The following is a 13694-nucleotide window of genomic DNA, read 5'->3' as shown; positions in this document are numbered from 1 at the left end:
AGGCGGCTGAGGACGTGGCATAGTCGAGAACATGCCGACGGACTCCCGATCGCCCGACACCGGGAGCTGGCTGCGTGCACAAGCGGCGCTCACCGGCGTCGCGCCAGCACTCGATGTCACAGGACTTCCCGTCGACCCGGTTCCGCTCTTCCTGGACTGGATCCGACATGCGGCTTCCGTCGGAGTCGCCGAACCCCATGCGGCGACCCTGGCGACGGTCGACGGAGACGGCATACCGGATGCTCGGACGTTGATCCTCAAGAACGTCGATGAGCGAGGGTGGGCCTTCGCCGGTGCGCGTTCGTCTCGCAAAGGGCCACAGCTCGCGAGCACCCCTGCCGGAGCGCTGAACTTCTGGTGGCAGCCGCTGGCGCGAGCCGTCCGTGTACGTGGACGGGTCCAGGAGGCCGGCGAGGCCGAGAGCGCAGCCGATCTCGCGGCGCGGTCTGCGGCGGCCAGGGCGGGCATCGCGCCGGGGGACTGGGCCCTATGGAGGCTCGTGCCGACCCGCGTCGAGTTCTGGCAAGGGGCGGCCGACCGTGATCACACGCGGATCGTGTATCGGCGAACGGATGCGGCGTGGGATCTCACGGTGACAGGGGCCGCGGCCATGACAGGGACAACGGCCGGACAGGAAGAGCACGCATGAGCGGCTATCAGGTGGTGGAGATCGGAGCGCTCGAGGAATGGCGAGCGCATCACGGCGGCTTCGACGCCGCGCGTTCGCGGGACGGGCGTCGTGTCGTGGATCACGAACTGACGATGCAGTACATCGGGATGACCGCGAATGCCCTGCAGCCGGGGGAGGAAGCCGGCTACTGGCACGTACACCGGAAGATCGAAGAGGTGTACGTGTTCCTTCATGGGCGAGGGCAGATGGGTCTCGACGACGATGTGGTGGAAGTCGGGCCGGGGACCGTGGTCCGTGTGGGGCAAGGGGTCGCCCGCACGTGGCGGGCTCGTCCGGACAGTCCCGGTGAACTGCGGTGGCTCTGTCTTCGCGCGGGTGGGGAGGCGCTTCCACACCTTCCCGACGACAGCTCGCGGCTGCCGGAGCGTCCCATGCCGTGGCCCGTGGAGTGACTGCGGCGGACCGCGCTCAGCGCACGTCGAGCAGCTCGTCCTCCACGTCGGCGTCATGGTCCTTGCGGCGGCTGACCTTGACCGGAGACGGCACGCCTTCGACCTCTTCGCGGTGTTTCACGATCTCCGTCCGGATGATGTAGCCGATGAAGATGAAGCCCATCAGCGCGAACAGGATCCACTGGATCGCGTAAGACAGGTGCGGGCCGGGGTCGTCGGTGGGGGAGTCGAATCCCCCGAGGGTGCCTTCGCCCGCGGGGCTTTCGCTGATGACGCGGCCGTAGGCGCCCGTGATCACATCGCCGTCGACGAGCTTCGCGATGGCCGGGAGATTGATGGTCGGCACCTGACCTTCGGGGGCGCCACGGCCCGAAGCAGGAAGCTGCTCGCCCGGGCGCAGACGCACGGTGACTTCGGCTTCGCCCTCGGGCGGTGCCGGCACGGAATCCGGAGCGTCGCCGTCGCCCGGAGGTACCCAGCCCCGATCGACGATGAAAACGCGGCCGTCGGCGTCGCGGAACGGCACCAGCACCTCGAAGGCGCTGGTTCCTCCGTGCGGGCGGTTTCTCACCAGCAGCTGTTCGTCGGCCAGATACTCGCCCTGCAGGGTCACCGGGCGCCACTCATCCGAGGGGTCGAGCGCGCCGTCCTCCCCGACGAGGTCTGCCAGGGGGACAGGCTCGGCGTCGTAGTTCTGCTCGACGAGCTCGATCTGGGCGGCTCTCGTCTCGTTCCGCTCGAACTGCCAGTTCGACAGGAAGACGCACGCGATCGCGAATCCGATGGCGATCAGCACGTAGACGCCCCACCGGAGCAGTCGCTGACTCATGCGGGAGCCCCGTCACGAACGGTCACCGGGAAGTCCCGCGCCGCGAGGTAGTCGCGGAGGTAGTCCACGTGCTCGTCGCAGGCGAGCCAGATCTTCTCCCGGTCGGCGGCGTGGATGCGGGGGTTGCGCCATACGACCTGTCTGGTCGCCGCGCTCCGGCAGCCGGCGCGCGAGCATTCGAGCTCTGTCATCGGTCCTTCGGGCCTTCGTGGATCGTGAACACCTGCGGGCCGGTCGTCTCATTCGCGATCGGAGCGGGGCCGGGAGCCTCCAGCTCCTGTCGCGGCGACTCGGCTGTCATCTCGGTGCTGTCGCTGCCCGCGTTGGCGAACACCACGGCGATGTACGGGAGCACGGCCGCGCTGATCCCGAAGACCCAGGTGTACCATCCGTACGGCTGCACCAGCACCATCAGGGCGAAGCAGGCTATGCGGATGGACATCGTGAGCACGTAACGACGCACACGGTGGTCACCCTCATCCTGCGGAGACTGCGGCAGGGAGGTGACGGCCGGGATTTGACGCGCGTTCTTCACGATGCCTCAAGCCTACGCCGGTGCGGACCTCCCGGCGTGCCGCTTCTGCCGCGGATCAGCGCGAGAAGATGAACGGCAGGCTGAACGCTCCGACGAACAGGAAGCTGATGATGATGCTGATGAGCGTGAAGGCGCCGATGGCGATCATCGCATAGCCGAGGATCAGGCCCGCGATGGCCATTCCTCGTCCTCCGACGCTCGGATCGCTCTTGGTCTGCTTGAGCGCCATGTGACCGGTGATGACCGCGGCGATGGAGGCGAGGATCGGGAGGATCGCCCAGATGAGGACGACACCGGCGATGCCGCACACCAGGGAGGTGACGGCGAGTCCGCTCGTGGGACGCGGTGGAGCAACCGGGTACGTCGGTGTCCCATAGGCTCCGTAAGGGGTCGCGGTCCCGTGATTCGGCTGCACCGGCCATACCTGCGGGGCCGGGGCGGCATACGCAGCAGTGGACCCGGGGTACGCCTGGCCGGGCTGAGGGGGCTGGACGGTCTGCGGAGACTGGGCGGTCTGCGGGGGCTGGGGCGGGTACGGCGCGGTCGGATACGCAGGCAGAGCGGGGGCGGCCTGCGGGGCGCTCGGCGGGGCCGGTGGTACCGGCGCGAACGGCGCGTCGCCTGCCGGAGGAGGAGGATTGTCGCTCACGATGTTGCCCTTTCGTCTCGATCAGGGTTCCAGCAGCGCCCGCCTGTGTCAACGTCGCGATGAGGGTGCGCGCGGCGTCGTCGCTCGGAGCATCGTCGGTAGGATCGATGACGGTCCGAGACCTCGGACCGCAGGTCCAGAGCAGGAGTGTCCTCATGAGCGCTGAGCGCGTCGTCCTCGTCACCGGCGGAAACCGCGGTATCGGCCGTGCCATCGCGGAGCGCTTCGTGCGGGACGGATACCGTGTCGCGGTCACCGCGCGCAGCGGCGAAGGACCAGAGGGAACCCTCACCGTGCGGGCGGATGTCACGGATGCCACCGCGCTCGACGCCGCGTTCACGGAGGTGGAGCAGCAGCTCGGCCCGGTGGAGATCGTCGTCGCGAACGCCGGGATCACCAAGGACACCCTCCTCATGCGCATGAGCGAAGACGACTTCGACAGCGTGGTGGCGACGAACCTCGGCGGCACGTTCCGCGTGGTGAAGCGCGCCTCGAAGGGCATGCTGCGCGCACGATTCGGTCGTATCATCCTGATCTCGAGCGTCGTCGGTCTGTACGGTTCCGCCGGCCAGGCGAACTACTCGGCGTCGAAGAGCGCGCTCGTCGGCTTCGCCCGCTCGATCACGCGTGAACTCGGTGCGCGCGGTATCACCGCCAACGTCGTCGCTCCGGGGTTCATCGAGACCGACATGACCGCGGAGCTCCCCGAGGAGACGCAGAAGCAGTACAAGGCGAGCATCCCCGCCGCGCGGTTCGCGACCCCCGACGAGGTGGCGGGCGTGGTGACATGGCTCGCCGGTGACGATGCCGGTTACATCTCGGGCGCGGTCATCCCGGTCGACGGTGGACTCGGGATGGGCCACTGATCCGGACCGGGGTGTTCACCTCGCGATCGAGGCGGTGAGCAGTTCTCCGAGTCGTTCCGGCATGGAGAACTGCGGCCAGTGCCCGGAACCTATGCGAACGACCTCGGCATCGTCGATCGCACGGAACTCGTCGGCATACTCGGCCCACTGGGCGATCATCTTCTCGAACGCGGACTGATCCACGCCACCCATGAGCAGGGTCGCCGGCACACGATACCGCGCCGGGTCACGCAGGACGATGCCGTCGGTCGGCACCCTCGCGGGCACGCTCCGGGTGAGCGGTGTCGTGCGCACACGGGTCGCCTCGTCGAGATCGTGTACATCCTCCTCGGGGAAGAAGTTCCACCCCGGGAAGGGGACCACGCCGTCGACGAGCTCGAACTCGCTGATGCCGCTTCCCGTCGGCGGGGGTGCCGTATCGACGAAGATGACGCGGCCGACGCGCTCGGGGCGCGCATCGACGACACCCCATGCGACGTTTCCTCCGCCGCTGTGACCGACGACGACGACGTCACCGGGAAGCGCATCGACCGCCGCGACCGCGGCATCGATCCAGTCCGAGATGCCGACCTCGGACGACGCCGACGCCGGTTCGCCGAGGCCGGGCATGGTGAGGGGATGAGCGCGGTGCCCCGCCGCTTCCAAAGAGGGGATGACGTCTTCCCAACTGGACGCATCGAGCCAGAGCCCGGGGATGAGGATGATGTCCATGCGTCGACGCTAGCGGCGGCGTCGGACAACCTCCAGAGGGATCCGTCTACGGAAGCAGAGCGATGACTTCGGAGAGGTCCTGCGGGCCGATCACGAGCGCGGCGGTCTGCCGTACGGTGGGCTTCGCATTGAAGGCGATGCCGAGCCCCGCCACCGCCATCATGGGCAGGTCGTTGGCGCCGTCCCCGATGGCGATCGTGGCGCGCGGACCTACGCCGAGTTCTGCAGCCCACTCCTGAAGGGACGCCGCCTTCGCGGCTCCGTCGACGATGTCGCCCTCGACAAGGCCGGAGAGGACGCCGTCCACGACATCCAGGCGGTTCGCTCGCCAGCGATCGACGCCGAGTTCCGGCGCCACGGCGTCGAGGATTTCGTGGAAGCCGCCGGAGACGACCCCGACGACACCGCCGCGATCGTGGACTGCTGCCGTGAGCTCGCGGACTCCGGGGGTGGGCTCTATCCGTGCGCGGACGCGCTCGAACGCCGATACGGGCACTCCCTGCAGTGCCGCGACCCGGGAGCGCAGGCTCGTCGCGAAGTCCACTTCGCCGCGCATCGCCGCCTCGGTCGCCGCCTGAACCTCGGCGCGACGGCCTGCTTCGTCGGCGAGGAGTTCGATCACCTCGTTGCGGATGAGGGTGGAATCAGCATCGAGGACGACGAGGAATCGCGCAGCGGTCACCCGTCGAGCCTAGCGACCGCCCGGACCGCCTGAGCGCCGCATGACGCGTCAGCGTTCGATGAAGACGCCCTTGCCCACGACGGTGATGCCGGACTCGGTGACGGTGAAGCCACGGGCCAGGTCGCGCTCACGGTCGACCCCGACCGTCGCGCCATCGGCCAGGACGACGTTCTTGTCGAGGATGGCGCGGTGGATGCGCGCACCCTGCCCGACCTGCACGTGATCGAACACGACCGAGTCCGTGATGGTCGATCCGCCCCCCGCCAGAGTCCATGGACCGACCACGCTGCGTTCCAGGTGCGTGCCCGACAGCACCGATCCGAGGGAGACGATCGAGTCGATCGCGTTGCCGATGCGACCGACGGAGTCCCTGACGAACTTCGCCGGCGGAGAGTTCACCGCCTGCGAGTGGATCGGCCATTCCATGTTGTACAGGTTGAAGATCGGCAGTGTCGAGATGAGGTCCCTGTGCGCATCGAAGAAGGAGTCGATGGTTCCCACGTCTCGCCAGTACGAGCGGTCGCGCGGCGAGGACCCCGGAACCTCGTTCTGCTTCATGTCGTAGTAGCCCGCTTCGCCGCGCTCGACGAAGTACGGGACGATGTCGCCGCCCATGTCGTGACCTGACACGGGCGACTCCCCGTCGGCTTCGACGGCGGCGATCAGTGCATCAGCGTCGAAGATGTAGTTGCCCATCGAGGCGAGCACCTCGTTCGGCGAATCCTCGAGCCCTGCGATGTCGGTCGGCTTCTCCAGGAACTGCTTGATCCGGCCCGACTCCGCGTCGGCATCGATCACGCCGAACTGCGACGCGAGCGCGAGCGGCTGGCGGATCCCCGCGACCGTGGCCTTGGCGCCCGACTCGATGTGCGCCTCGAGCATCTGCCGGAAGTCCATCCGGTAGACGTGATCCGCACCGATCACGACGACGATGTCGGGCTTCTCGTCGTTGATGAGGTTCATGCTCTGCAGGATCGCGTCGGCGGAGCCGGAGAACCATCGCTTGCCGAGGCGCTGCTGGGCGGGCACCGAGGCGACGTACGAGTCGAGGAGAGCCGACATGCGCCAGGTCTGGGAGATGTGCCTGTCGAGGCTGTGCGACTTGTACTGCGTCAGCACGACGATCTGTCGGAGGCCCGAGTTGATGAGGTTGGAGATGGCGAAGTCGATGAGCCGGTACTGTCCGCCGAACGGCACTGCGGGTTTCGCTCTATCGGCCGTGAGGGGCATGAGGCGCTTGCCCTCGCCGCCGGCGAGGATGATCCCGAAGACCTTCTTTGGAGCGGACATGGCTCCACCATAGATGCCATCCTCCTCGCTGTACTAGCGTTCAGACATGCGAGTTGAAATGATCACGAAGGAGTACCCGCCGGAGGTCTACGGCGGTGCCGGCGTGCACGTCGCCGAGCTCGTGGCAGCGCTCCGACTGCACCTCGACGTCCAGGTCCGCGCGTTCGGGTCACCGCGCGATGAGGCGGGTACGTTCGCCTATCGCACGCCGACGGAACTCGCCGGAGCCAACGCCGCGTTGCAGACGCTCGGCACGGATCTGGAGATCGTGTCGGCCATCGCCGACGCCGACATCGTGCACAGTCACACCTGGTACGCGAACTTCGCCGGTCACCTCGCCTCACAGCTGCACGGCATCCCTCACGTCCTGACGGCGCACAGCCTCGAGCCCCTTCGGCCGTGGAAGGCCGAGCAGCTGGGCGGTGGCTATGCGGTGTCGAGCGGGATCGAGCGACTGGCGTACGAGAACGCGGCCGCCGTGATCGCGGTGAGCGCCGGGATGCGCGCCGACATCCTGCGCAGCTACCCGCAGGTGGACCCGGCGAGGGTGCGGGTGATCCACAACGGGATCGACGTCGACCGGTGGCGTCCGGTGCACGACGAAGCCTTCCTGCGATCGATCGGGATGGACGCCGCTCGTCCGTCCGTCGTCTTCGTCGGCCGCATCACGAGGCAGAAGGGGCTGCCGTATCTGCTGCAGGCGGCGCGGCTCCTCCCTCCCGAGGTGCAGCTCGTCCTCTGCGCGGGTGCTCCGGACACTCCGGAGATCATGGCCGAGGTCCAGGAGGGTGTGCGTCTGCTCCAGCAGGAGCGGGACGGCGTCATCTGGGTCGCGCGCATGCTTCCCCGCGACGAGCTCTCGGCGATCCTCACGGCCGCGACGACGTTCGTCTGCCCTTCCATCTACGAGCCGCTGGGGATCGTGAACCTCGAGGCGATGGCCTGTGGTGCGGCGGTCGTCGGGACGGCGACCGGCGGTATCCCCGAGGTCGTTGCCGACGGCGTGACCGGTCGCCTCGTGCCGATCGAGCAGGCGCAGGACGGAACGGGCACGCCGGTCGACCCGGAGCGCTATGTGGCCGACCTCGCAGCCGTGCTCACCGAGGTCGCGATGGACCCGGACCGCGCACGTACGTACGGCGAGGCCGGGCGCGAGAGGGCGCGCAACGAGTTCAGCTGGGCGGCGATCGCCGAGACGACGCGCGCGCTCTACGCGGAGCTGACCGCCTGAGCCGATAGGCTGGGGGCATGCCGAGCGCTCTGGAATTCACCGACGTCGTCGTGCGCCGTGAGGGGCGCAACATCATCGATCACGTGGACTGGCGGGTCGACGACGACCAGCGATGGGTGATCCTGGGCCCGAACGGTGCGGGCAAGACGACCCTGCTCCAGCTGGCCGACACGCTCATGCATCCGACGGCCGGAACGGTGACCGTGCTGGGGGAGACCCTCGGCAGGACCGACGTGTTCGAGGTGCGGCCGCGCATCGGCTTCGCGTCGTCGGCGATGGCCAAGCGCGTGCCGCGAGACGAGACCGTGCTCAACACCGTGCTCACCGCCGCATACTCCGTGCTCGGTCGCTGGAACGAGAACTACGAGGACATCGACGAGCGTCGCGCGCTCCGCGTCCTCGGTGACTGGCGTCTCGACCACCTCGCCGACCGGACGTTCGGTACGCTCAGCGACGGCGAGCAGAAGCGGGTCCAGATCGCGCGTGCCGTGATGACCGACCCCGAGCTCCTGCTGCTCGACGAGCCGACGGCTTCCCTCGACCTCGGCTCCCGTGAGGAGCTCCTCGCGCTCCTCAGCGGGTACGCGTCGTCTCCGACCACGCCGGCCATGCTGATGGTGACGCACCACGTCGAGGAGATCCCGGTCGGGTTCACCCACGTGATGCTGATCCGCGACGGCGCTGTCGTCGCGGCCGGTCCCATCGCGGACACCCTCACTGCCGAGGCGCTCACCGACACGTTCGGGATGCCGATCGTGCTCAGCAGCGAAGACGGACGCTACGCCGCGCGCGCAGCGTCCTGATCAGGGTCTGATAGAATCGATCCTTGGTGCTCTCTGCACCGCAGACTTCCCTCGTCCCTGGCACAATCCAGGGCAGCAACTAAGGAATCCCATGAAGACTGACATTCACCCCGAGTACAAGGCTGTCGTGTTCCGCGACCTGGGTTCGGGCGAGACGTTCCTCACCCGTTCGACCGTCTCGAGCGACAAGACCATCGAGCTCGACGGCGTGGAGTACCCCGTCATCGACGTCGAGATCTCCTCGGCTTCGCACCCGTTCTACACGGGAAAGCAGCGCATCATGGACTCGGCCGGCCGCGTCGAGAAGTTCAACCAGCGCTTCAAGGGCTTCGGCGGCTCGTCCAAGTAACGACTGCCGCACGGAAGGCCCCATGCTCCTCGGAGCGTGGGGCCTTCTTCGTACTCAGATGCTCGTGCTCAGATGTCGATGACGATAAGGCCGTCGTCGATAGAGCTCGGAGGATCGCCCGGAGAGGGCGCGGGGGCTGTGCGCTGTGTCTGGCGATCGCGCTCCTGTGCCGCCTCGTGCGCGGTGGGAGACCAAACGCTGTCGAACACGCCGACGAGGCCGCCGTTCGCGACACGCTCGTACTTCTTCTCCACCGGCTTGCGCGAGAACGTGTGCATCATTCCGAAGATCAGCAGGGCAGGACCCACGGCGAGGATGAAGACCACCGTCGTCCACGCCATCGCATCCTTCACGACTACAGGATAGGCAGGTCGGCGAGAAAGGACATCCTCCTCTCGGCGGATGCCGTCAGCGGATGCGTCGGCCGTGGGCGAGGTCGATCAGGCGGGAGAGCACGGGGCCGGAACGCAGGCCGTTGTGCTCATGCTCGCTCGTCTGCCAGAGCTGTACCCCGGGCAGGAGCTTCGCCGTCTCGATCGAGAACTCGTACGGCACGTAGACATCGTTGACGTAGACCGCGGCCGCGCCGGTGGCCCCCGATGCGACGATCGCTGAGGCGTCATAGATCTGCGGCCACTCGAATTCTGCGAGCTCGAGGGCGACATCACGCCACGGCTGGAAGGCCGGCACCGACTCGGTCCACTCACGGCGGATGTGCTCGCCCGTGAACAGCGTCGGGTCGTCGCGGAAGTCCGTGGGCTCGGTGCGCTCGGCCGACCACCGAGTGGCGTGACCGTCGGCGTAGCTCGACTCGTGGAAGGTGAAGTACAGCGGGTTGCGGCCGTCATAGGGCATCGCGTGCATCAGGTCGTATCGGAAGGCGTTGGAGGCGGGATCGCGCTCCAGGAGCGACCAGACGGTCTGCCATCCGTCATCGGTGCCGAGTGCGGATCCCATCGACCGCAGGCGCGAGCGTGAGACGACCTCTCCGTCGGGGAGGACGATGTCGCCCGCGTCCGCGAGATCGACGAGCCTTCGCATCGCGTCGCGGTGCTCGGGGAAACGGCGGTAGTAGCGTTCGGAGGCATCCCGCATCTTGTCGTAGCAGAGAGCGTAGACATCGTCGGGGTGACGCCCCACCGCGCTGAGCCCGCCGGTGATGAAGACGTCGTCGAGGGATCCGGCATCGGTGGAGAGATACGCGAGGGTCGTGAAGCCACCGAAGGACTGTCCGAGCACGCTCCAGGTGGTGGCTCCCAGGTGCTCGCGCAGAGCCTCGCAGTCGCGCACGATCGCGTCGGCCCGCAGATGGATCAGATGCTCGGCGACCGCTGCCGAACCGCGTTCGAGGTCGAGATCGCCGACCGGGGTCGAACGTCCGGTGCCTCTCTGGTCGAGAAGCACCAGACGGTAGTGGGCGAGCGCTTCGTCGAGCCAGGCAGGCGACGTCGAGGAGTGGAAGGGGCGCGGCGCTTCGTGGCCGGGTCCGCCCTGCAGGAACACCAGGTAGGGAAGGGCCTCACCGCCCTCGCGAGCGACCACGCGCGCGAAGACGTCGATGGTTCGATGGTCCAGGGGGTCGCCCCATACCAGCGGGACGGTGAGAGTGTGCTCTTCGACGGTGAGGTCCTGCAGCTTGCGCACGATGGTGCTCATGTTCACATCACATTCCCGATGTAGGAGTACTTGACGAAGACCTCCGAGGCGATGCCCGACTCCTCGAGCACACCCTGCACAGCGGTCATCATGTAGTTGGAATCCCAGCCCATGTAGAGGAAGTGCCCCTCGCCGAGCTCATCCCACTGACCCTTCCAGGCCGTGTCCTGATAGATGGGCCCTCCGTGTGCGGCACAGTAGGCGAGGGCTGCGTCTCTCGTGTCGGTCCAGGCGCGGCGGAAGACCCGGTTGAAGAGGTACTTCACGTCCGGCACCTCCCAGCGCTCGCCTCGATACTCGACGTAGTCGAACTCCCGCTCCCATCCGGTCGGCCACCCGCGGCGGCGCACGGCATCCAGGATCGGGGTCAGTCCGTCGTCGTCGATCTCGGGGAGGGCGGGTCGCGCCCAGATGCGGATCAGGTCGGAGGTGAGCGCGACGGTGCGGTGTGTGATCGCTGCGGTGTTCCACGAGTCGACGTCGGCCAGCTCTCGCGTCGCCGGCACCGCGCTGCGTGCGTACGCGTCCGAGCGCTTGACAGGGAACGAGGCGCCGAACACGCGCTCAGCGAGGTGCTCCTCGAGCAGGGTGAGGTTGCCGAGGGTCGGGGCGAGCGCGCGATGGCTGTTCTGCTCGTCCTCGGAGTACTCGCTCCACTGGCGCGTACCGTCGCCGGACCACGCGTCGCCCGGCACGGTCGGGACGATGTGCTCGATGTCGTAGGCGTCGAGGTCTTCCACGCCTTCCAACCGTCCGAGCACGTAGGCAGGGTGGGGGAGTTCGCTGTACTTCAGCACCGCGCTCACCCGCTCGTCCGACGGGGTGATGCGAGCGAACGCCCGCGCGAGCGCATCCCTGCCGTCACGGCGGGCCCGGCACAGTCTCGCGACGAGTCGTTCGGCCGGCAGGTTCACCAGCGCACGGCGCAGGTACAGGGCTTGCAACCACTCCAGGGTCTCGATGAACTCGTCGCGGTCGATGACCCCGCGGACGTGGTCGCTGTACGCGCTCATCACGAGAGGGTACGAGGAACGACCGAAGGTGTTGACGTGACGCAGCTGCTGCGCGATCCCGGGGTCCTGCTCCTGCGACGGGTCGAGCAGGATGCCGTAGATCTCCGCGTAGTGTCGCCACTGCGCCGCGTGGGCCTGCAGGTGGGCGACGTCGACGCGGGGGAACGACTGCCGGAAGGCGCTGTAGACCCCGTGCTCCCCGTTCGCGGCGACCTCGCGGCCGGTGACGAACACGAGGTAGTGCCGCCAGAAGGCGCCGACCGCCTCACCGGTGTGCCGTTCGATCGGCAGCCAGAATCGTGTCTCGACGTCGATCTGCTCGGCGTGACTGAGTCCCATGAGGATGTAGTTGTGGATGAGCTCGTGGTCACGCAGCGGTTCGCCTGTCGAGTTCAGGCTCTCGAAGATCTGCTGGGCGTTGGCGCGAGCGCCGAGGGTGATCGACACATGCTCGAGCTTCTGCAGCCCTCGCCAGATGGTGGGTACCTCGTCGACATGGATCTGACTGCGGAAGAAGGCGTAGTTGTCGTCGAAGCGGGACTCGCGATCGGCATCGCCGCGTCGATCCAACACGACCGATTCGTACAGGTCAGCCCAGGCGTCGTGCGGGCGCAGCTTCGTGCGACCGGGGGAGTCGGAGCGGACGAGCACGCGTTCGAGATCGGCCGCCAGTGAGGGGTCGGTGTCGCGGATGGAGTGATGCAGCGCAGCGACGAGCAGCATCAGCGTGGTGATGCGCTGCTGGCCGTCGATGAGGATGAGGTCGGCATCGGAGGAGACGTTGTCCTGCGCGGAGAGGATCGAACCGATGAAGTGACGGTGGGCGTCGTCTTCGCCTGCCACGGCGCGGATGTCGGAGAGCAGCCGCTCGCAGCCGCCGATGTCCCATCGGTACTGCCGCTGATACACGGGGACCACGATGGTGGTGCCGCCCGCCGCGAGCCACTCGATCGTGTTGACTGCTGTCGCCTCGACGTTGGTCGCGGTGCTCATGCTGGTGTCTCGTCCTCCCGTTGCGACGGGTGCCGAGGCCTGGCCGGGCGCCCCGATCAGTCTATTCGGTTATGCACGGTCGACCTCCGAGGGGCTCGCGGGGGACGCTGTTAGGCTTGCCTTATCAGGGCCTGTTAAAACGTGCTGGCCCCCGATGAAAGGAACATGACTCGATCATGGGATACATCAAGTCCGCTGCGCTCGAGGAAAAGGGATTCGTCGTCCTCGACAGCTACAACCAGGAGCTCGACCCCAAGGAGTGGCTCGACATCGAGTACAACGACTGGAAGTCGTCGGGCGACACCCGCTTCGCACCTCTCGCCAGTGCCTTCGGCGACATCGAGTGCAACGGGTTCTGGAACCACAAGCCGCCGCGCACCGACAAGGACGGCGTCTGGATCGACTCCCAGACCGAGAAGGCCCCGAACCTGACGCGGCGCGCTCAGGAGCCGGGTGCGAACGTTGGTCGGTGCCGCGTCATCGAGCTGCAGCCGACGCCCTACGGTGACTGCCTCTACAACCTCCACCAGGACGACAACAACCGCCTCAACCCGGATGGCACCGGCTGGGTCGTCCGTGGCTTCTTCAACCTCACGGACGACAAGGACAGCTACTTCGTCCTGCGTGAGAACCGCACCGACCCGAGCATCGAGTACCGTATCGCCCTCCCGGCCGGCGCTCAGCTCATCGTGGACACGCAGCGCCTGTGGCACGCGGCCACCCACAACGGCACCGAGCCCCGCTACTGCCTCATCACGTCGTGGACCTCGGGCCCCGAGCTCGACGCCTACATCGAGAAGTACCACGGCACCGACGACGTGCCCAACTACGAGGTCGACCAGGAGACGCTCGAGTTCGGGTATGCCGAGCAGGCCCGCAAGGATGCTGCTCGCGCGGCCTATTACGCCGCGAAGGGCCAGCAGGTCAAGCAGGCCATGAGCGAGGCGTGAGCATCTCCACGGTGGGTCGCTGAGCCCGTCGAAGCGCCCGAGGGCCCCGGTCTA

At 67.4% G+C, this 13694-nt stretch carries 17 protein-coding genes; 7 read left to right on the top strand and 10 right to left on the bottom strand.

The window, feature by feature from the left end:
- The first annotated feature begins 31 nt into the window (after positions 1 to 31).
- Together HDC31_RS10075 and HDC31_RS10070 are read left to right on the top strand one after the other, a co-directional pair.
- A complete protein-coding gene (locus HDC31_RS10075) occupies positions 32 to 649 on the top strand; it encodes a pyridoxal 5'-phosphate synthase (protein ID WP_113681595.1) in 618 nt (205 codons plus the stop codon).
- Positions 646 to 1083, top strand: a complete 438-nt coding sequence (locus HDC31_RS10070; protein WP_113681594.1) for a cupin domain-containing protein — start codon at positions 646 to 648, stop codon at positions 1081 to 1083. Before HDC31_RS10075 ends, HDC31_RS10070 begins: the two co-directional genes overlap by 4 nt.
- Positions 1084 to 1099: 16 nt before the next feature.
- On the opposite strand, the gene HDC31_RS10065 is transcribed toward HDC31_RS10070, so the two are convergent.
- Genes HDC31_RS10065 through HDC31_RS10050 form a run of 4 tightly spaced genes read right to left on the bottom strand, consistent with a single transcriptional unit; the run spans position 1100 to position 3096 of the window.
- A complete protein-coding gene (locus HDC31_RS10065; protein WP_046749138.1) occupies positions 1100 to 1912 on the bottom strand; it encodes an SURF1 family protein in 813 nt (270 codons plus the stop codon).
- A complete protein-coding gene (locus HDC31_RS10060) occupies positions 1909 to 2103 on the bottom strand; it encodes a hypothetical protein (protein WP_046749137.1) in 195 nt (64 codons plus the stop codon). The genes HDC31_RS10065 and HDC31_RS10060 overlap by 4 nt, the downstream gene beginning before the upstream one ends.
- Entirely contained in the window at positions 2100 to 2447 is a 348-nt protein-coding gene (locus HDC31_RS10055) for a DUF3099 domain-containing protein (RefSeq protein WP_058633205.1), read from the bottom strand. Before HDC31_RS10055 ends, HDC31_RS10060 begins: the two co-directional genes overlap by 4 nt.
- Before the next feature lie 55 nt (positions 2448 to 2502).
- Positions 2503 to 3096, bottom strand: coding sequence for a DUF4190 domain-containing protein (locus HDC31_RS10050; RefSeq protein WP_179516046.1), 594 nt, complete (start codon positions 3094 to 3096; stop codon positions 2503 to 2505).
- Between the two features lie 155 nt (positions 3097 to 3251).
- Between HDC31_RS10050 and HDC31_RS10045 the strand changes: the two genes are divergently transcribed.
- Entirely contained in the window at positions 3252 to 3962 is a 711-nt protein-coding gene (locus HDC31_RS10045; protein ID WP_046749399.1) for a beta-ketoacyl-ACP reductase, read from the top strand.
- A 15-nt stretch (positions 3963 to 3977) separates the two neighbouring features.
- On the opposite strand, the gene HDC31_RS10040 is transcribed toward HDC31_RS10045, so the two are convergent.
- Genes HDC31_RS10040 through HDC31_RS10030 form a run of 3 tightly spaced genes read right to left on the bottom strand, consistent with a single transcriptional unit; the run spans position 3978 to position 6645 of the window.
- Positions 3978 to 4673: an alpha/beta fold hydrolase gene (locus tag HDC31_RS10040; protein ID WP_113680476.1), complete on the bottom strand. Its 696-nt coding sequence runs from the start codon at positions 4671 to 4673 to the stop codon at positions 3978 to 3980.
- A gap of 46 nt (positions 4674 to 4719) precedes the next feature.
- On the bottom strand, positions 4720 to 5355 hold the full coding sequence (gene serB, locus HDC31_RS10035) for a phosphoserine phosphatase SerB (protein ID WP_046749133.1): 636 nt from the start codon (positions 5353 to 5355) through the stop codon (positions 4720 to 4722).
- A 48-nt stretch (positions 5356 to 5403) separates the two neighbouring features.
- Positions 5404 to 6645, bottom strand: a complete 1242-nt coding sequence (locus tag HDC31_RS10030) for a glucose-1-phosphate adenylyltransferase (RefSeq protein WP_058631863.1) — start codon at positions 6643 to 6645, stop codon at positions 5404 to 5406.
- A 46-nt stretch (positions 6646 to 6691) separates the two neighbouring features.
- Here HDC31_RS10030 and glgA point away from each other — a divergent pair, with 46 nt between their 5' ends.
- From glgA to HDC31_RS10015, 3 genes are all read left to right on the top strand, one after another.
- A complete protein-coding gene (gene glgA / locus HDC31_RS10025; protein WP_179516045.1) occupies positions 6692 to 7876 on the top strand; it encodes a glycogen synthase in 1185 nt (394 codons plus the stop codon).
- 17 nt (positions 7877 to 7893) lie between these two features.
- On the top strand, positions 7894 to 8679 hold the full coding sequence (locus HDC31_RS10020; RefSeq protein ID WP_179516044.1) for an ABC transporter ATP-binding protein: 786 nt from the start codon (positions 7894 to 7896) through the stop codon (positions 8677 to 8679).
- A gap of 91 nt (positions 8680 to 8770) precedes the next feature.
- Positions 8771 to 9028: a type B 50S ribosomal protein L31 gene (locus HDC31_RS10015; RefSeq protein WP_021200734.1), complete on the top strand. Its 258-nt coding sequence runs from the start codon at positions 8771 to 8773 to the stop codon at positions 9026 to 9028.
- 68 nt (positions 9029 to 9096) lie between these two features.
- Here HDC31_RS10015 and HDC31_RS10010 read toward each other — a convergent pair whose 3' ends face one another.
- The 3 genes from HDC31_RS10010 to HDC31_RS10000 are packed head-to-tail and all read right to left on the bottom strand — an operon-like array spanning position 9097 to position 12690.
- Positions 9097 to 9381 (bottom strand): hypothetical protein, encoded by a 285-nt coding sequence (locus HDC31_RS10010; RefSeq protein ID WP_231728728.1) that lies wholly within the window; start codon positions 9379 to 9381, stop codon positions 9097 to 9099.
- 55 nt (positions 9382 to 9436) lie between these two features.
- Positions 9437 to 10684, bottom strand: a complete 1248-nt coding sequence (locus HDC31_RS10005; RefSeq protein WP_058631867.1) for an alpha/beta fold hydrolase — start codon at positions 10682 to 10684, stop codon at positions 9437 to 9439.
- Positions 10685 to 10686: 2 nt separating this feature from the next.
- A complete protein-coding gene (locus tag HDC31_RS10000; protein WP_179516043.1) occupies positions 10687 to 12690 on the bottom strand; it encodes a DUF262 domain-containing protein in 2004 nt (667 codons plus the stop codon).
- A gap of 176 nt (positions 12691 to 12866) precedes the next feature.
- Between HDC31_RS10000 and HDC31_RS09995 the strand changes: the two genes are divergently transcribed.
- The gene (locus HDC31_RS09995; protein ID WP_021200730.1) at positions 12867 to 13640 is read left to right on the top strand and encodes a hypothetical protein; all 774 of its coding nucleotides are present in this window, start codon (positions 12867 to 12869) and stop codon (positions 13638 to 13640) included.
- Positions 13641 to 13694 lie beyond the last annotated feature (54 nt).

This window comes from Microbacterium sp. JAI119, assembly GCF_013410135.1.
GTDB classification, from domain to species: Bacteria; Actinomycetota; Actinomycetes; order Actinomycetales; family Microbacteriaceae; genus Microbacterium; species Microbacterium oxydans.
This window is presented reverse-complemented; position numbering and strand designations above follow the sequence as displayed.

Excerpts from the sequence above, each read along its gene's own strand:
- HDC31_RS10075 (WP_113681595.1), top strand. The coding sequence starts at position 32 with ATGCCGACGGACTCCCGATCGCCCGACACCGGGAGCTGGCTGCGTGCA.
- HDC31_RS10070 (WP_113681594.1), top strand. The coding sequence starts at position 646 with ATGAGCGGCTATCAGGTGGTGGAGATCGGAGCGCTCGAGGAATGGCGA.
- HDC31_RS10065 (WP_046749138.1), bottom strand. The coding sequence starts at position 1,912 with ATGAGTCAGCGACTGCTCCGGTGGGGCGTCTACGTGCTGATCGCCATC.
- HDC31_RS10060 (WP_046749137.1), bottom strand. The coding sequence starts at position 2,103 with ATGACAGAGCTCGAATGCTCGCGCGCCGGCTGCCGGAGCGCGGCGACC.
- HDC31_RS10045 (WP_046749399.1), top strand. The coding sequence starts at position 3,252 with ATGAGCGCTGAGCGCGTCGTCCTCGTCACCGGCGGAAACCGCGGTATC.
- HDC31_RS10040 (WP_113680476.1), bottom strand. The coding sequence starts at position 4,673 with ATGGACATCATCCTCATCCCCGGGCTCTGGCTCGATGCGTCCAGTTGG.
- HDC31_RS10030 (WP_058631863.1), bottom strand. The coding sequence starts at position 6,645 with ATGTCCGCTCCAAAGAAGGTCTTCGGGATCATCCTCGCCGGCGGCGAG.
- glgA (WP_179516045.1), top strand. The coding sequence starts at position 6,692 with ATGCGAGTTGAAATGATCACGAAGGAGTACCCGCCGGAGGTCTACGGC.
- HDC31_RS10020 (WP_179516044.1), top strand. The coding sequence starts at position 7,894 with ATGCCGAGCGCTCTGGAATTCACCGACGTCGTCGTGCGCCGTGAGGGG.
- HDC31_RS10015 (WP_021200734.1), top strand. The coding sequence starts at position 8,771 with ATGAAGACTGACATTCACCCCGAGTACAAGGCTGTCGTGTTCCGCGAC.
- HDC31_RS10005 (WP_058631867.1), bottom strand. The coding sequence starts at position 10,684 with ATGAGCACCATCGTGCGCAAGCTGCAGGACCTCACCGTCGAAGAGCAC.
- HDC31_RS10000 (WP_179516043.1), bottom strand. The coding sequence starts at position 12,690 with ATGAGCACCGCGACCAACGTCGAGGCGACAGCAGTCAACACGATCGAG.
- HDC31_RS09995 (WP_021200730.1), top strand. The coding sequence starts at position 12,867 with ATGGGATACATCAAGTCCGCTGCGCTCGAGGAAAAGGGATTCGTCGTC.